At 68.3% G+C, this 16,872-nt stretch carries 12 protein-coding genes, 1 tRNA gene and 1 pseudogene; 10 read left to right on the plus strand and 4 right to left on the minus strand.

What is annotated here, in order from left to right; genetic code table 11:
• Positions 1 to 3 precede the first annotated feature (3 nt).
• Both ACFWY5_RS51630 and ACFWY5_RS51635 read left to right on the plus strand, forming a co-directional pair.
• A complete protein-coding gene (locus tag ACFWY5_RS51630; protein ID WP_379639442.1) occupies positions 4 to 1,005 on the plus strand; it encodes an ArsA-related P-loop ATPase in 1,002 nt (333 codons plus the stop codon).
• Complete coding sequence (locus ACFWY5_RS51635) at positions 1,002 to 2,135, plus strand: ArsA family ATPase (RefSeq protein WP_379611306.1); 1,134 nt, start codon at positions 1,002 to 1,004, stop codon at positions 2,133 to 2,135. Before ACFWY5_RS51630 ends, ACFWY5_RS51635 begins: the two co-directional genes overlap by 4 nt.
• Positions 2,136 to 2,176: 41 nt before the next feature.
• Here ACFWY5_RS51635 and ACFWY5_RS51640 read toward each other — a convergent pair whose 3' ends face one another.
• Entirely contained in the window at positions 2,177 to 2,473 is a 297-nt protein-coding gene (locus ACFWY5_RS51640; protein WP_148036282.1) for a WhiB family transcriptional regulator, read from the minus strand.
• Between the two features lie 241 nt (positions 2,474 to 2,714).
• Here ACFWY5_RS51640 and ACFWY5_RS51645 point away from each other — a divergent pair, with 241 nt between their 5' ends.
• Positions 2,715 to 4,931, plus strand: coding sequence for a transglycosylase domain-containing protein (locus tag ACFWY5_RS51645; protein ID WP_379611305.1), 2,217 nt, complete (start codon positions 2,715 to 2,717; stop codon positions 4,929 to 4,931).
• Between the two features lie 202 nt (positions 4,932 to 5,133).
• Here ACFWY5_RS51645 and ACFWY5_RS51650 read toward each other — a convergent pair whose 3' ends face one another.
• Positions 5,134 to 5,589: a GatB/YqeY domain-containing protein gene (locus ACFWY5_RS51650; RefSeq protein WP_379611304.1), complete on the minus strand. Its 456-nt coding sequence runs from the start codon at positions 5,587 to 5,589 to the stop codon at positions 5,134 to 5,136.
• 60 nt (positions 5,590 to 5,649) lie between these two features.
• Between ACFWY5_RS51650 and ACFWY5_RS51655 the strand changes: the two genes are divergently transcribed.
• From ACFWY5_RS51655 to ACFWY5_RS51670, 4 genes and pseudogenes are all read left to right on the plus strand, one after another.
• Complete coding sequence (locus ACFWY5_RS51655; RefSeq protein ID WP_379611303.1) at positions 5,650 to 6,543, plus strand: metallophosphoesterase; 894 nt, start codon at positions 5,650 to 5,652, stop codon at positions 6,541 to 6,543.
• A gap of 72 nt (positions 6,544 to 6,615) precedes the next feature.
• Positions 6,616 to 6,689, plus strand: a tRNA-Pro gene (locus tag ACFWY5_RS51660).
• 176 nt (positions 6,690 to 6,865) lie between these two features.
• Positions 6,866 to 7,149, plus strand: a pseudogene (locus ACFWY5_RS51665) (DUF5713 family protein).
• A 55-nt stretch (positions 7,150 to 7,204) separates the two neighbouring features.
• Positions 7,205 to 10,246, plus strand: coding sequence for a DUF3427 domain-containing protein (locus ACFWY5_RS51670; RefSeq protein WP_379639444.1), 3,042 nt, complete (start codon positions 7,205 to 7,207; stop codon positions 10,244 to 10,246).
• A 179-nt stretch (positions 10,247 to 10,425) separates the two neighbouring features.
• On the opposite strand, the gene ACFWY5_RS51675 is transcribed toward ACFWY5_RS51670, so the two are convergent.
• A complete protein-coding gene (locus ACFWY5_RS51675; RefSeq protein WP_379639445.1) occupies positions 10,426 to 10,701 on the minus strand; it encodes a hypothetical protein in 276 nt (91 codons plus the stop codon).
• A 572-nt stretch (positions 10,702 to 11,273) separates the two neighbouring features.
• Between ACFWY5_RS51675 and ACFWY5_RS51680 the strand changes: the two genes are divergently transcribed.
• Positions 11,274 to 11,660, plus strand: coding sequence for a RidA family protein (locus tag ACFWY5_RS51680; RefSeq protein WP_379639446.1), 387 nt, complete (start codon positions 11,274 to 11,276; stop codon positions 11,658 to 11,660).
• A gap of 62 nt (positions 11,661 to 11,722) precedes the next feature.
• On the opposite strand, the gene ACFWY5_RS51685 is transcribed toward ACFWY5_RS51680, so the two are convergent.
• A complete protein-coding gene (locus ACFWY5_RS51685) occupies positions 11,723 to 14,764 on the minus strand; it encodes a BTAD domain-containing putative transcriptional regulator (protein ID WP_379639448.1) in 3,042 nt (1,013 codons plus the stop codon).
• 119 nt (positions 14,765 to 14,883) lie between these two features.
• Here ACFWY5_RS51685 and ACFWY5_RS51690 point away from each other — a divergent pair, with 119 nt between their 5' ends.
• Complete coding sequence (locus ACFWY5_RS51690; protein WP_379611284.1) at positions 14,884 to 15,258, plus strand: NADPH-dependent FMN reductase; 375 nt, start codon at positions 14,884 to 14,886, stop codon at positions 15,256 to 15,258.
• Complete coding sequence (locus ACFWY5_RS51695; protein ID WP_379611283.1) at positions 15,255 to 16,778, plus strand: MFS transporter; 1,524 nt, start codon at positions 15,255 to 15,257, stop codon at positions 16,776 to 16,778. The genes ACFWY5_RS51690 and ACFWY5_RS51695 overlap by 4 nt, the downstream gene beginning before the upstream one ends.
• Positions 16,779 to 16,872: the final 94 nt, after the last annotated feature.

Consider the following 16,872-nt stretch of genomic DNA (forward strand, 5'->3'; position numbering starts at 1 on the left):
ATCGTGGACTCTCGGGACACCGATTGGGACGGCGTGCGACTGCACGTCGTCACCGGCAAGGGCGGCACCGGCAAGACGACGGTGGCCGCGGCGCTGGCACTCGCGCTGGCCGCGGGCGGGCGCAAGGTGCTGCTCGTGGAGGTGGAGGGCAGGCAGGGCATCGCGCAGATCTTCGACCTGCCACCTCTCCCCTACGAGGAGCGCAAGATCGCGGTGGCCCCCGACGGCGGTGACGTCTACGCGCTGGCCATCGACCCGGAAGAGGCCATGCTCGACTACATGGAGATGTTCTACGGCATGCGCCGCGCCGGCCGCGCGCTGACCCGGATGGGCATCGTCGACTTCGCCACCACGGTGGCGCCGGGCTTCCGTGACGTCCTGGTCACGGGCAAGACCACCGAGGCCGTGCGCCGGCGGGCCAAGAACGGCAGGCGCGTCTACGACGCCGTGGTGCTCGACGCGCCGCCGACCGGCCGGATCACCCGCTTCCTGAACGTCACCCAGGAGGTGGCAGGGCTGGCCAAGGTCGGGCCGATCAAGAACCACTCCGACCTGGTGAGCGGGGTGGTGAAGTCCCCCGAGACGGCTGTGCACTTTGTCACGCTTTTGGAGGAGATGCCGGTTCAGGAGACGCTGGACGGCCTCGCCGAATTGCGTTCTGCCGGCCTTCCGCCTGGCGGAATTTTCATCAATATGGTCCGTGAATCACTGCTTCCGCGGGCCGTACTTGACTCGGCTGTCAAGGGCCGATTCGACGTGGGGGAACTCACACTTGGGCTCAAGGCGGCCGGTCTCGCCGACGGGGCCGACGCGGCGGCGGTGGCCGAATCCCTCGTGGGAGAGGTGGTGGAGCACGCCCGCCGTACCGCGATCGAGCGCGCCGAGCGGGCCTCTCTCGACCAGGCTGATCTGCCCCGATACGAGCTCCCCCTGCTGGCCGACGGTGTAGATCTGGCCGGCCTTTATGAGCTGGCCGCAAGCATCCGAAACCAGGGAGCCGCGTGAAGAAGCCCGCCCCCCTCGACGTCGACGCCATCCTCGACGACCGCGGGACCCGCATCATCGTCTGCTGCGGCGCCGGCGGTGTGGGCAAGACCACGACCGCCGCCGCACTGGGCCTGCGGGCCGCGGAGCGGGGCCGGGGCGCGGTCGTGCTGACCGTGGACCCGGCCAGGCGGCTCGCGCAGTCGATGGGCCTCTCGGAGCTGGACAACACCCCCAGACTGGTGCACACCGCCGAGGAGGGCGGTGGCCAGCTGTTCGCGATGATGCTCGACATGAAGCGGACCTTCGACGAGATCATCGAGGCCCACGCCGACCCCGAGCGGGCCAGGCAGATCCTGTCGAACCCCTTCTACCAGTCGCTGTCGTCCAGCTTCTCCGGCACGCAGGAGTACATGGCGATGGAGAAGCTCGGGCAGCTTCGCCGCTCGGACGAGTGGGACCTGATCATCGTCGACACCCCGCCCTCGCGCTCCGCGCTGGACTTCCTCGACGCCCCGGAACGGCTCGGCCGCTTCCTCGACGGGCGTTTCATCAAGCTGCTCACCGCGCCCGCCAAGGCCGGGGGCCGCAGCGCCTTCCGGCTGCTGAACGCCGGGTTCGGGCTCGTGGCCGGCGCGATGACCAAGCTGCTGGGCGCGCAGGTGCTCAAGGACCTGCAGACGTTCGTCTCCGCGCTGGACGCCGTCTTCGGCGGGTTCAGGCAGCGGGCGGAGATGACCTACCGGCTCCTGCAGGCGCCCGGCACCGCCTTCGTGGTGGTGGCCGCGCCCGAGCGCGACGCGATGCGGGAGGCCTCGTACTTCGTCGAACGGCTCGCGGAGGAACGCATGCCGCTGGCCGGGCTCGTGGTCAACCGGGTGCACTTCTCGCCCGCGTCGGGCATCTCGGCGGCGCGCAGCGCGGCCGCGGCGGAGGACCTGGAGTCCAAGGGCGAGCACGAGCTGACCGCCGCCGTGTTGCGGCTCCACACCGGGCGGATGCAGCTCGCGGCCCGTGAGCACCGGGAGCAGGAGCACTTCGTCTCCGCGCACCCCACGGTGCCTGTCGTCCAGGTCCGCGCCATGTCGGAGGACGTCCACGACCTGGCGGGTCTGCACCAGATCGGGGAACTCCTGGCTTCGGGAGCATGAAAGCACGGCCGACGCTCGCCGGCCGTGCTTTCCAGGCGGGGTTAGCCCGCTATCAGCTCGTTTGTCCGTTCGTACTCTTCTTTCGCAGACTCGAGCAGCTCCCGCCACGAGTCCACGTCTGGCCGTCGCCTCAGCAGCGCCCGCCGTTCCCGCTCCGTCATACCGCCCCACACCCCGAACTCGATGCGGTTGTCGAGCGCATCGGCGAGGCACTCGGTACGGACCGGGCATCCTCGGCAGATCAGCTTAGCCCTGTTCTGCGCGGCTCCCTGGACGAACAACGCGTCCGGATCCGCACCTCGACAGGCGGCACGGGAGGTCCAATCCGTGATCCACATTTCGACCCCACTCCCCTTAGGTGGTCAGTCGTCACTTGGGGCCGACGGGCGCGGGCGCCGAGCCTCCGTATTCAGTTGCCGCAGAGGAGAACGTATGCAACGAGACGTTCGGGCCGACAGACCCCAGAGGACCAATTTCTCGCCCGAGTGTTGACCGGGAATGACTAGTCACCCCTTCCAGTCAAGGCGAAATGGGGTTCGGTTACCGATAACGACACTCTTTCGACGTACTCTTGGTCCTGTGCAAGCTCAGGGCAAAGATCGTTCATCACCAGTCACGAACGTCATCCGGCTCATCGCCGCGGGGGCGGCCGCGGGTGTGCTGACGGCCGCCATCGCGCTGCCCGCAGTGGGCGGCGCCGGGGTGACGGCCAAGTCAGCCATGGAGGATCTCAACCTCAAGCCGGAGGAACTGGACGAACCTCCGCTGCCCGAGCGCACCGTGCTCAAGGACGCCAAGGGCAAGCAGATCGCCCAGTTCTTCTTCGAGAACCGGCAGTCGGTGACGCTCGACAAGGTCTCTCCGATCATGAAGACGGCGCTGATCTCCATCGAGGACTTCCGCTTCTACGAGCACGGGCCGATCGACATCGAGGGCACCATCCGTGCCCTCCTCAAGAACATGACGTCCGGCGGCGTGACCCAGGGCGGTTCCTCGATCACGCAGCAGTACGTGAAGCAGGTGCTGTTCAACGCCGCCGAGACCGACGCCGAGCGGGCCGCCGCCATCGCGCCCACGGTCTCGCGCAAGCTCAACGAGCTGCGCTACGCCTTGGCGATCGAGAAGAAGTACACCAAGGACGAGGTCCTGGAGAAGTACTTCAACATCGCCTACTTCGGTGCAGGAGCCTACGGCGTCCAGGCGGCCTCCAAGCGCTTTTTCGGCAAGTCGGCCGCCGAGCTCAACCTCTCCGAGGCGGCCACGCTGGCGGGAGCCGTACAGAATCCGAACAGGACCGACCCCAACGTCAGCAAGGAGTCGCGCGCGGCGCTCCTGGAGCGGCGCAACATCGTCCTGGACCGGATGGCGCAGCTCGGCAAGATCACTCCCGCCGAGCGTGACGCGGCCAAGGCCACCAAGCTCGGCTACAAGGACACGAAGTTCCCGGGTGGCTGTGAGACCAGCCCGTATCCGTACTTCTGCCTCTACGTGCAGTACGAGATCCTCAACAACGAGGACTTCGGCAAGACCCCCGAGGAACGCAAGAAGCTCCTGCAGCGCGGCGGGCTGACGATCAAGACCACGATCGACCCGCAGATGCAGAAGGCCGCCGAGAAGGCGATCAAGAACTGGGTCAGCACCAAGGACAAGCCGGTCGCCTCGCAGGCCATGATCGTCCCGGGCACGGGTGAGATCAAGGCGATGGCCGCCAGCCGTAAGTTCGGCAACAACAAGAAGAAGAACGAGATCAGCTACAACGTCGTGGCCGACGCCAAGCACGGCGGCGGCGGCGGGTTCCAGCAGGGGTCGACGGCGAAGCCGTACACGCTGGCCGCGGCCCTCGAAGAGGGCTACAAGTACGGCGACGGCTTCCCCTCCCCGGCCGGCTACAACGCGCCCAGCTACGGCGCCTTCCGCGACTGCAAGGGCAACCGCGTCGGCGAGCCGTCCCACCAGGTGCGCAACTCCAGCGAGGGCGGCGGCGGCTTCAAGACGCTGCAGTCCGGCACGTGGGGCTCGGTCAACACGTTCTTCATGAAGCTCGAAGAGCGCGTCGGCCTCTGCAAGACCGTCAAGATGGCCAAGAAGCTCGGGCTCAAGCGCGCCGACGGGCAGCCGCTGCGCGAGTTCGAGACCTTCACGCTCGGCATCAACGAGACCGACCCGGTCACCGTCGCCAGCACCTACGCCGTCTTCGCCTCGCGCGGCCAGTCCTGCAAGCCGCTGGCCATCACCGAGATCGTCGACCGCTACGGCAAGGCCAAGCGGTTCAAGCCCAAGTGCACGCGGGTCATGGACGAGGAGGTCGCCGACGCCGTCAGCGGCATCCTGTCCGGCGTGTTCACCAAGGGCACCATGAGCGGCGTCGGCGGCATCGGCAGGGACGCGGCAGGTAAGACGGGCACCACCGACGGCTACACGGCCGCCTGGTTCGCCGGTTACACCCCGAACCTCTCCTCCGCCGTCAGCATCGGCGACCCCCGCGGCGCGTTCGACAACCGCCTCATGGGCGTCACCATCGGCGGACGCGGCTACAGCTACGTCTACGGCGCCTCCATCTCCGGCCCCATCTGGAAGCAGTCGATGATGCAGGCGCTGAAGGGGATCGAGGCGGCGGAGTTCACGCCGGTGAACATGGAGCGCTTCGGCGGCTGCGGCGACATCTGCGCGCCCAAGCCGGTCAAGAAGGACAAGGACCGGGGCGGGGACGGCGAACCCGACGACCGGGGCGGCGATCCGTTCGACCTGTTCGACCCGGACGACGGCGACTTCGGGCCCATCACCCCGGGCAACTAGCCCTCCGAACCGTTGAGAGGCCTCTGGGAGGCCTCTCAACGCGTTTCAGGGGCCTTTTCCGGGGCGCTTGGTCAAGGAGGCGACGTCACGGCGGCCCGCCCGTCAGGCTGCCGGGCGTGGAAGCGCGGACCCGCGGGGCGGCGGCGGGTGGTGGGTGGCGGCGGCTTCGCCGTAACGGATGGCTCCGATCACACGACGTCGATCACCCGGACAGGCGCGCGCGCACGGCGGCGGCGACACGCCCGCCCTCGGCGCGGCCGGCGACCTTCGGGTTGAGCACCTTCATGACCGCGCCCATCGCCTTCGGGTCGGTCGCGCCGCTCTCCGCGATCGCGGCGTCGACCAGCGCGTTCAGCTCCTCGTCCGAGAGCTGCGCCGGCAGGTACTCCTCCAGCACCGCCTGCTCGTCCAGCTCCGCCTGGGCCTGCGCGGCGCGCCCGGCGTTGCCGAACGCCTCGGCCGCCTCGCGGCGCTTCTTGGCCTCCTTGGTCAGCACCTTGACGATCTCGTCGTCGCTGAGCTCCCTGGCCTGCTTGCCCGAAACCTCCTCGACGTTGACGGCCGACAGAACCATCCTGATCGTGCGGAGGCGAACCTCGTCCTTGGCCTTCATGGAGGCCGTCAGATCGGCCTTCAGCTTGTCCTTCAATGCGCTCATGCGGTCCATCTTGCCGCTTGAGCGGCACCTCTCGTGCCGGATGTCGGGCATCATAAGTACGTGAGGAAAGCCGCCGCTATACCACTGTCCCTGCTGGGTCTCGGCATCGCCGGGCTCGGGTACGCCTCGGTCGTCGAGCGCAACTGGTTCCGGCTGCGCCGATTCGACGTTCCGGTCCTGGCCCGGGGGCAGCGCCCGGTGCGCATCCTCCACCTGTCCGACCTGCACCTGACGCCCGGCCGCAAAAAGCTCATCAACTGGGTACGCTCGCTCGGCTCGCTCGAACCCGACCTGGTGGTCAACACCGGCGACTCGATCGCCCACCCGGACGCCGTCCCCTCGCTGCTCCACGCCCTGGAGCCGCTCATGTCCCGCCCCGGCCTGTTCGTGTACGGCTCCAACGACCTGTACGCGCCCGTGTTCAAAAACCCCGCCCGCTACCTGTGGCGCACCTCCCGCAACGAGCGCCGCCAGCACGTGCCGTCGCTCCCGTGGCGAGAACTGGGCGAAGGCATGGCCGCAGAAGGCTGGCTCGACATGAACAACACGACCGCCCGCCTGAAGGTCGCCGACCTGGACGTGGCCGTGGCCGGCATCCACGACTCCCACATCGACCGCGACCGCTACGACCTGGTAGCCGGCCCCGCCCCCGCCGACGCCGACCTCCGCCTGGGCGTCATGCACTCCCCCGAGCCGCGCAACATGACCCGCTTCGCCGCCGACGGCTACCAGCTCCTGCTCGCCGGCCACACCCACGGCGGCCAGCTCTGCATCCCCTTCTACGGCGCCCTGGTCACCAACTGCGGCATCGACCGGGCCCGCGTCAAGGGCCTGAGCACCCACGACTCCGCCTGGCTCCACGTCTCCGCCGGCCTGGGCACCTCCCCGTACGCCCCGGTCCGCTTCGCCTGCTTCCCGGAGGCGACCCTGCTCACCCTGGTACCGCGCCGCTGACGGATTATGCGGTCACAAGCACCCGCGAAGTCCGCTAGACTTTCCCAAGCACGCGCAAGACCGGCGTGCGACCGGGGTGTAGCGCAGCTTGGCAGCGCGCTTCGTTCGGGACGAAGAGGCCGTGGGTTCAAATCCCGCCACCCCGACCCAGCAGTACATGGTCAAGGGCCTGATCCGCAAAGCGGTGAGGGCCCTTCTCCCGTTTCTGGGAGAAACCTGGGCAACGACCTTGGTAGCCGCCCCTTACACCGGTGCTCCAAGAATGAAGGTCACGATGCCACTCACCAATCTGCAGGTCGCCGGCCACAACTTCCTCGAGTCCATGTACCAGGACGGCTACTACCCCAACCACGTCGTCGACAAGGGGAAGGCGATCCTGCTGGGTCTCTGCGCGCGGAAGGGCCCGCTGACCTCACAGCTCTGTATGTACTGACCCACGCCACGACCGAAGAGTTCAACGACCTGGAGTCCGAATTCGAGGAAGCCGACAGCGAGATCGAAAACGTCGCACGCGATGCGATCGGCGAAGAGTTCGAGTTCATATCCAAGGCGTACGGCTTCGCGAATGCGGACCACGAGGAATTGATCTCCCCCCGAGTGTGGTGACCGGCTCTCAGGCATTCGGGAGAAACTGTCCGCACCTTCCGCTACGGTGCCGGCCATGAGCGATCTTGCGCCAGGCCTGTACGAGCAGCTCGTCACTGAGGGACTGGCCCACGAGCTCAACGGCCAAGCCGGCATAACCCAGCGGCGCCAACTGGACCACATCGAGGCAGCAGACGTACTGACTGCCCACCTGGCCGCACTGACCCGCAGAGCGCTTCGCTCCATGAGGGGAACCGATGCGGAACGCTTGGCAGGCCAGGTCGAGTTGGCCAACCGTCTCGCCACGCTCCTCGGTGATACGGCTCAGGAGGACTTGGTCGCAAGCTCCCACGAACTCCTGCTGGCCATCACCCGCACCCACACCCCCACCGGCAGGCCAGTCTTCCCTCCACGCCCAGAGACGCCCCTGGCAGCCAGTGCTCTGTTGGTCAACGGCCACGGACAACCCAGCGTCGGGCACGAGCTGAAGCGAGAGCTCGCTTCAGCCGACCGCGTCGACCTGCTATGCGCCTTCGTCCGCTGGTACGGCGTGCGCATCATCGAAGACGACCTGGCCGAGTTCGTACGGCGAGGCGGCAGGCTTCGAGTGATCACCACGACCTATCGAGGGGCAACTGAACGCCGCGCCTTGGACCGTCTGGAGGAACTCGGCGCCGAGATCAAGATCTCCTACGAAACCAAGACCACCCGACTCCATGCAAAGGCGTGGCTGTTCCGCAGAAACAGCGGATTCTCCACGGCGTACGTCGGCTCCTCCAACCTGTCCAAGTCCGCCCTCATAGACGGCTTGGAATGGAACGTCCGCATGTCCGCAATCGAGCAGCCCCATCTCCTCGATACCTTCGCCGCCACATTCGAGGAGTATTGGGGCGATCCCGCCTTCGAGACCTACGACCCCACCATCGATCGCGATCGGCTGGACAAGGCCCTGGAGTTCGAAAGCGCCGGGCCGCGCGAACTTCCTCTGGCGATCGCCTCGATCGATGTGCGCCCGTTCGGCTACCAGAGCGAGATCCTGGCTGAACTCGCGGCGGAACGCCGAATCCATGACCGCTGGCGAAACTTGGTCGTGATGGCCACCGGCACCGGCAAGACCGTGGTGTCGGCCTTGGACTACAGAGACCTGCGCGATGCCGGCGAGGTCGGCTCATTGCTTTTCGTGGCCCATCGGGAAGAGATTCTCACCCAGAGCCAGGCCACCTTTCGCCAGGTGTTGCGCGAAGGCTCCTTCGGCGAACTCTACGTAGGCGGACGGCGTCCGGAACAGTGGCGTCACGTGTTCGCCTCCATTCAGTCACTACAGAACGCCGATCTCAACCCCACGGCTTTCGACATGGTGATCGTGGACGAATTCCATCATGCCGAAGCCACCACTTACACCCGCCTCCTCAACCACCTCAAGCCGCGTGTGCTTCTCGGCCTGACCGCCACCCCGGAACGCGCCGACGGCCAGGACATCAAACATTGGTTCGGCGGCCGGATCGCCGCTGAACTCCGACTGTGGGAGGCCATCGAACGCCAACTCCTGGTGCCCTTCCAGTACTTCGGTGTACATGACGGCGTCGATCTGTCAGCCGTGCCATGGAAGCGTGGCCAGGGCTACGACCTGGCCCAACTCAGTAACGTCTTCACCGGCAACGACACCCGCGTCGGCCTCGTCGTCGAAACCCTGCAGCGCAAGGTCGGCGACGTCGCGCGCATGCGCGCACTCGGCTTCTGCGTCAGCATCGATCATGCCGAGTACATGGCCCGGCGCTTCAACGAGGCAGGCATCCCAGCCCTGGCGATCACTTCCCGGAACGGCGATCGCGTCGCTGGACTCCAGCAGCTGAAGTCCCGCGAGGTCAACGTCATCTTCACCGTTGACCTGTTCAACGAGGGCGTCGACATTCCCAGCATCGACACCGTGCTGTTTCTCCGCCCCACTGACAGCGCAACCATCTTTCTCCAGCAACTCGGCCGCGGCCTGCGCCTCGACAACGGCAAGGCCTGCCTGACTGTGCTGGATTTCATCGGCAATCAGCACCGCCAGTTCCGCTTCGACCGCCGTTACCGGGCGTTGACCGGCGCTAGCCGTACCGGAGTCGCTCATGAGGTCGAAAACGGCTTCCCCACCCTGCCACCTGGCTGCCACATCGACCTGGATCGGGAAGTGTCCCGCCTGGTCATGGCTAACATCCGCCAATCACTCAACCTCCGCTGGCCCGACTTGACCGCGGAGCTCGTCTCCCTGCCTGAGCAGACCACTCTGGCCGCCTTCCTGGAGGAGACCGGGCTGGAACTGGAAGACCTCTACCGCCGCCGCCCCGGCTGGGCCGCTTTGCTCCGCGCGGCACAAAGAGGAGGTACGGCAGGCCCACAAGACGACAAGATCGGCAAGGCGCTCAGTCGTATGCTCCGCATCGACGACCCGGAGCGCCTCGCGCTCCTGCGCAACCTCGGCGGTGGCACATCCGTGCGCGAACAGCGACTCCTAGCGATGCTGGACGTGACCGTCTGGGGCGGCACCCAACCGATCTCCACCGCCGAGAACCGTATGGCCGAACTACTCACCCACATCGATCGGGTGAGCGAAGTGCGGGAACTGGCCGACTTGCTCGCCGAGCGCCGCCACCGCGTGACTCATCCACTGCACGGCGATGTCCCCCTGCACATCCACGCCACCTACAGCAAGAACGAGGCCCTCGCTGCCTTCGGCGTGGACAAGCCCGCCCACATGCGCGAAGGCATCAAATGGATCCCCGAGGCCCGCGCCGACCTGTTCTTCGTCACGATCGACAAGTCGGAAACCCTCTACTCACCCACCACGATGTACCACGACCGCGCCATCACTCCCACGCGCTTCCAGTGGGAGTCACAGTCCACGCTGCGCCGCACCAACCCAACCGCCAGGCGTTACATGTCCGGTGAATCCACCGTCCACCTCTTCATCAGAGAGCACAAGCGGGACGAGGGTCTGGGCGCGCCGCCGTACCTGTATGCCGGACCCATGACGTACATGGACTGCGACGGCGACCGGCCGGTCCGCTTCCAATGGAAGCTGGAGCACCCACTTCCGCTCGACATCTTCCACTACGCCAAGGTCACAGCAGGCTGACCCAGAAAGGGTAGATGGGGTTGAACCACGCAACCCCCGTCCGGCGACACGGCCTGACCGAGCTCGCTGCTGTGGTTGTGGTGTGGACGACAAGGGGCCGCTGAAAGCGGTCTCCTCCGACGGCGAGAGAGGGCGGAGGGGTCTGTCCTCTCCCGCCGTCGCTTACCTCGGTGCCGGCGTCAATAGGTGCCAGGGTGGTAGCGGGCGTGGATCTCTGCCCGTACGGCTTCCTCGGGGGTCAGCCAGCGCAGGACTATGTCGTCGAACAGGTCGGCGTCGATGCTTTCGGCTCGGTCGTCGGATGTGGCGCCGAGACGTTGGTAGTGAACCTGAGGAAGGGCTGTGGGGCCGGGGTCGGCGATCTTAGTGATCATGTACAGTGCCGGGCGGTCGTTCTGGGAGTTCAAGGCATGCTCGAACCACATGCCCGGCTGGGGGATCACGCTCTGGGTCACATCCATCATTCTCCGCTGTCGGAGGGTGTTGTGGGAGGGGAACATGCCAGCTCATGGGGTGGTGCGCCAAGTTTCCGCGGGTAACAGTTCTCCTCGGAGCATCGGGCCCATAACCCGTGGTGGCAAAGGTGGCTATCGCGTGGTTTGTCGGGACAGCGTGGGGGCGTGGTTATGAGCGAGCGTGCCTCACTTCATGAAAACCCAGGTTTTTGTCCCGGACGGAGGCGCTTGCCCGCTTGCGGTCTGCAAAATTCGGGACGCATGCGGATATCCGGGCAGGCTCCGGGGGCCAGGCAGCATCTTGGCGGTCCGGGGGTTCGGCGTGTGGCGGGCGTCCCTACCGAGCGCCTCGCCAGGTGCTCGGTAGAGCGCCTGGCGAGGGCTACTTCTGGTTGCGGCAACCGCGGATGGTAGCGCCTGTCCCCCGACTTGGGCGCTGCCTCGCATGACAGAGACTACTCTCCGTATAAATTTCGTCGCAACCGGTTATGGAAATCTCCACCTGGCCATGGCCAATTAAGCGGCCAATCGGCGGGGGTTGGAGAGGGGCTTGTGCAGGTAGCGTGCTGGCTATGGAGATAAAGACGGTTAATCCGGAACGTGGGGTTTACTCGGCCACCGGGGACTATGTGCATGCGGTCGAGGTTCGTGGGGCTGAGCGGTTGTTGTTTGTGGCGGGGACGATGGGGTTGGATGCCGATGGGCAGCCCGGGGCCACATTGGAGGAGCAGCTGGGGCTTATATGGGCGAATATTCGGGCTATTCTCGCCAGCGCCGGTATGACGGTGGACAACATCGTTCGGCTCACCAGTTATCTGCGCGATCCGGCTTATGCGGCGGCGAATGCGGCGGCTCGGGTGGCGGCGCTCAAGGGGCGGGCTGTGCCGACGACGGCGATCGTCGCGCAGACGCTGGTCGACGAATGGCTGGTGGAGATCGAGGTTGTCGCGGCGGGTTGACGCTCCGGGCGTCGTCGTGGCGGGTTGACGCTGGGCGTCGTTGTGGGGGTTGCGGCCGGGCGTTACTTCGGTGGGTTGGTGAGGCCTTCGGTGTAGGCGACGGTGAACTTGGGGCCCAGCGATGCGCGCAGGCGTGCCGTGATGCGGTCGACGTCGAAACGCTCGCCCTCCGGCAACGGGGCGTCGACGGACAGGCGCAGGGCGGCTGCCTGGCCGAGGAGGTAGGCGCCGGCCGTCTCTGAGGTGGCGGTACCGGCCAGGCCCTCCAGGGCGAGGGCTATGGCTCGGGGGTCGCCTACGGCTCGGGCCCGGGTCAGGCTTTGCTGGTGGCGGGCTTCGGCGGCCGAGTACGAGCCGCGCATCTCTTCGATGAAACCCAGTTCGGCGAAGATCAGGGCCAATGCGGCGTCGGAGTCCAGGGCGTGGTCCCAGTCGATCCAGGCCAGCAGGTGCGCCTCCGCCTCATCCAGGCGGCCCTGGCGGCGGGCGCTCAGGGCCAGGCCCAGGGCGGCGAACTCCTCCCCCACCGTGTAGCCCTGTTCGGCGGACAGTGCCATGGCTCGCGTGTGGAGCGAGTCGGCCTGGTCGAAGGCTCCGGCCAGGAGGGCTAGACGTCCCAGCTGGGACATTTTGTCGGCTACCTCGGTCCATAGGCCGAGTTCTTCGGACATGCGGAGGCCATCGCGGTGTACGCGGGCCGACTCGGCGTAGTCGCCCACGATTTCGGCGTGCCAGGCGACGGCGAACCCGGCGTGGGACTGGCCCCAGCGGTCGCCCAGCTGGGCGAACAGGTCCAGGCTTTCCCGGCCGTAGGCTCGGGCACCGTCCAGGTCGCTGCGTAGCAACGCCTGGCGGGCCTGGACTGAGCGGGCGAAAGCCGTACCCCATTCGTCGCCAATCGCGGCGAAGGAGGTCAAGGCGCGGTCGGCGAGTTCTTCGGCGGGCTCCGAGTCGCCGATGCCCAGCTGGGCGGAGGCCAGGAAGGCCTGAGCTCGCGCCAGGCCGGTGAGCGCGGCGACGTCGGCGGTGGGGGCCGCGACGGGGACCGAGGTGATCGCCTCGCCGGTACGCAGGGTGAAGGCGGCCAGCCATGTACGCGTGATGTCGCCCGGGGCGGTGATCTGGGCCAGCCATCTGCGGCCCTCGCCGAGCCGTCCGCGCAGGACCCAGTACCAGGCGAGCGCGTTGACCAGCCGTTCGGAGCTCCCGCTGTCGTCCGCGGTCAGCGCGGCGCGGAAGTTGGCGGCTTCGGCGTCCAGTCGCAGCAACCATTTGCGCTGCTCGGGCCCACGCAGGTACGGCTCGGCGCGCTCGGCCAGCGCGAGGTAGTGGTCCCGGTGCCGCAGCCGCATCTCCTCGCTCTCCCCGGCCTCCAGCAGCCGCTCCTGGCAGTAGGCGGCGACCGACTCCAGCAGCCGGTATCGGGGCCCGTCGCCGACCACGACCAGCGACCGGTCCACCAGCCGGGGCAGGACGTCCAGCGCGTCGTCGCCGCAGACAGCCTCGGCCGCCTCCAAAGTGCACCCGTCAGCGTGTACGGCCAGCCGCCGCAACACCAGCCGCTCGGCAGGCCCGAGCAGCTCCCAGCTCCAGTCGATCATTGCCCGGAGCGTCCGCTGCCGGGCGGGCACGTCGTTCCGGGAGCCCCCCAGCACCCGGAACCGGTCGTCGAGCCGCGCGGCCAGCTCCCGGACACCGAGTGCCCGGACGCGGGTGGCCGCCAGCTCCAGCGCCAGCGGAATCCCGTCGAGTCGCCGGCAGATGGCCGCCACGGCGTCGGGATCGAGCTCCACACCGGGCGCGGCGTCCGCGACCCGGGCGGCGAACAGGCGCTCCGCGTCCTTCTGGGCCAGCGTGGGCACGCTCCACACCTGCTCGCCCGCGACACCGAGCGGCTCCTGGCTGGTGGCGAGGATGCGTAGCTCGGGCGCGGTCCGCAGCAGGAGCGCGGCGAGCCGGGCGACAGGCTCGGTCACGTGCTCGCAGTTGTCCAGCACGAGCAGCATCCTCTTGCCGCGCAGCGCCTCGGCCAGCCGCCCGGCCAGGTCCGGCCCCTCGTCACGGACGCCGAGGGCCGCCGCGACAACCTCGGCCACCTCAGTCGCCCCGGCCACCGAGGCGGCCGAAGAGACCCCGGAGCCGGCCGAGGTGGCCGAAGAGACGCCGGAGCCGGCCGAGGTGGCCGAAGAGGCCCCGGAGACGGCCGAGGTGGCTGCGGTCAGTTCGACGAGCCAGACCCCGTCCGGCTCGGAGGAGGTCAACCGGCCCGCCGTCTCCATCGCCAGCCGCGTCTTCCCCACACCGCCCGGTCCAGTCAGCGTCACCAGCCTGGCCTCGCCCAGCAGCCCGACGACGGCGGACACCGCGTCGTCGCGGCCGACGAGGTCGGTCAGGGCGACGGGCAGGTTCGTACGGCGGGCCTCCCGCACCGGCGCGTCCAGCGAGGGATCCTGCCGCAGGATGGCCTGGTGCAGCCCGGCCAGCTCAGGCCCGGGCTCCAGCCCGAGATCCTCGTCAAGCCGAGCCCGAAGCGCGCCGTAACTGTCCAGCGCCTCCTTCTGCCGCCCGGACCGGTAGAGGGCCCGCATGTGGGAAGCGCGCAGCCGTTCCCGGAGAGGGTGCCGGCCGACCAGGTCACCGAGTTCGTCGGCGAGCAGGGCGTGCTCGCCCAGTTCGAGCCGCGTCTCGGCGTGGTCTTCCAGCGCGGTCAGCCGCAGTTCCTCCAGGCGGGCGATCTCGGGCCTGGCGAACTCCTCGTCGGCGAAGTCGATCAGCGCGGGCCCGCGCCACAGTGCCAGCGCGTCGGCCAGCAACGCCGCCCTGGCCTCGGGCGCGCCGGTGCGGGCTTCGGACAGCAGCGTCTGGAAACGTCCGGTGTCGACGTCGCCGGGCTCCACCTGGAGCCGGTACCCGGAGGCGCCGGACACCACGCTCTCCTTGCCGACGATCCTGCGGAGCTGGGAGACGCGGGTCTGCAGGGCGCCGGCGGGGTTGGCGGGCAGCGCGCCGCTCCAGAGCGAGTCGATGAGGCGGTCGGCGGGCACCACCTTCCCCGGGTCGATGAGCAGGTGGGCCAGCAGGGCGCGGACCTTCACCTCAGGCACTCTGACCTGCGCACCTTCCGGTCCCCACACCGCGAGCGGACCAAGTACCCCGAAACGCATGAGCCTCACGGTAGTGGAGCTGGAGAAAACCTGGAGCGCCCGCAGGCACAGTCCAGGACATGAACGACGGACACCCGCGGCTGGCGGTGGTCACAGGCTCTGACCACTCGGCGGCCATGTTGATCGCTGAGCGAGCCTGTGCGCGCCACGGCCTGGAGGTCGACGTGATCGATCTCGAGGCCGCGTGCCTGCCGGATCCGGCGCCCGGCCGGGCGTTGGTGCCGCCGGCCGTACACGATCTGATGCCTTGGCTCGCCGCGGCGGAGGGGTTCGTGGTGGTCGCGGTACGGACCTGGTCGTTGCGCAAGGCGGTGTTCTGGTGCGCCGAGGCGTGGCGGGGCAAGCCGGTCGCGCTCGTGAGCGACCCGGCGCTGCTGATCCCGTCGGCCGTCGATCGCATGCTCCTCAGACTTCTCAGACAGGAATTCTCATGAACAAGGCTGGACCCCGGCAGTGGTTCGGGCTCTCGATACTTCTGCTGCCCACCGTGCTGCTCTTCCTGGCGATGACGGTGCTCTTCCTGGCCACGCCGCAGATCGCGGCGGACCTGGACCCGAGCGGCGCGCAGCTGTTGTGGATCAATGACATCTATGGCTTCATGATGGCGGGCCTGCTCGTGGCGATGGGCACCGTGGGCGACCGCATCGGACGCAGGAAGGTGCTGTTGTTCGGCGCCGCGGCCTTCGGCGTGGCCTCGTTGCTGGCGGCGCTGGCGCCTAATGCGGAGCTGCTGATCGCGGCCCGCGCGGTGATGGGCGTGGGCGCGGCGGCGGTGATGCCTTCGACGTTGTCGCTGATCAGCAACATGTTCAAGGACGACAGGCAGCGCGGCACCGCCATCGGGCTGTGGGCGGCCTCGATCTCCGTCGGCGTGGCGATCGGCCCGCTGGTGGGCGGGTTGCTGCTGGAGGCGTTCTGGTGGGGCGCGGCCCTGCTGGCGGGCGTGCCGGTGATGGTGCTCGTGCTGGTGGGCGCGCCGTTCCTGATCCCCGAGTACCGCGCGCCGAAGAGCGGCGGGCTGGACCCGCTGAGCGTGCTGCTGTCGATGGCGACGCTGCTGCCGATCGTGTACGGGGTGAAGGAGCTGGCCAAGGCGGGTCCCGGCGTGATCTCGCTGGGCACGCTCGCGGTCGGCCTGCTGTTCGGCGTGATCTTCGTCCGCAGGCAGCTGCGGCTGGAGAACCCGCTCCTGGACGTGCGGCTGTTCGCCGACAAGGTGTTCAGCGGCGCCCTGAGCGTGTTCATGCTGAGCGCGGTCGCGCTGGGCGGCGTGTACCTGCTGTTCACGCAGTACCTGCAGCTCGTGGCGGGGCTCTCGCCGCTGGAGGCGGGTCTGTGGATCCTTCCCGCGGCGCTCGCGCTGGTGGCCGTCTCGACGTTGTCGCCGGTCATCGCCCGCCGGGTACGGCCGGCGTACGTGATCAGCGGCGGCGCGTTCCTCTCGGTGATCGGCTACCTGCTGATGACCCAGGTCGGCAGCGTCGCCGGTCTGCCGATGCTGCTCACCGGCTTCTTCGTGCTCTACCCGGGCATCGCCCCGGCGATGGCGCTGAACACCGCTCTGGTGATCGGGTCGGCGCCGCCGGAGAAGGCCGGGGCCGCCTCCGCGGTGAACACCACCGCCAGCGACCTCGGCACCTCTCTGGGCGTCGCGGTCCTCGGCAGCGTGGGCACGGCCGTCTACCGTGCGGCGATGCCCGCCGGCGCCCCAGACACGCTCTCAGGGGCGCTGACGGCGGCCGAGAGCCTGCCGGGCCAGACCGGCGAGGCGTTGGTGGCGGCGGCGCGGGCCGCCTACACCGACGGGCTCAACGTGGCGGGCGGCATCGCGGCCGCTTTGGTGGCCGTGGCGATCGTCCTGTCGCTGACGATGCTCAGGAAGGTCCCGGCCACGAACGCCCCGGCCGCCGCCGAGCCCGCGCCCGCCGAGCGCGAGGAGGCACTGGCTGTCTGAACCGCCGGTGAAGCCCGGAGCCGTCGGGGCCGGGGGGGACCCCCGGTTGAGGGGCCCCCGGCGGTGGCCCCCCGGGTCGGACCCCCCCACGGCG

Source organism: Nonomuraea sp. NPDC059007 (genome assembly GCF_042740555.1).
In the GTDB taxonomy this organism is placed as follows: Bacteria; Actinomycetota; Actinomycetes; order Streptosporangiales; family Streptosporangiaceae; genus Nonomuraea.

Excerpts from the sequence above, each read along its gene's own strand:
- ACFWY5_RS51640 (WP_148036282.1), bottom strand. The coding sequence starts at position 2,473 with ATGTGGATCACGGATTGGACCTCCCGTGCCGCCTGTCGAGGTGCGGAT.
- ACFWY5_RS51650 (WP_379611304.1), bottom strand. The coding sequence starts at position 5,589 with ATGAGCGCATTGAAGGACAAGCTGAAGGCCGATCTGACGGCCTCCATG.
- ACFWY5_RS51670 (WP_379639444.1), top strand. The coding sequence starts at position 7,205 with ATGAGCGATCTTGCGCCAGGCCTGTACGAGCAGCTCGTCACTGAGGGA.
- ACFWY5_RS51680 (WP_379639446.1), top strand. The coding sequence starts at position 11,274 with ATGGAGATAAAGACGGTTAATCCGGAACGTGGGGTTTACTCGGCCACC.
- ACFWY5_RS51690 (WP_379611284.1), top strand. The coding sequence starts at position 14,884 with ATGAACGACGGACACCCGCGGCTGGCGGTGGTCACAGGCTCTGACCAC.
- ACFWY5_RS51695 (WP_379611283.1), top strand. The coding sequence starts at position 15,255 with ATGAACAAGGCTGGACCCCGGCAGTGGTTCGGGCTCTCGATACTTCTG.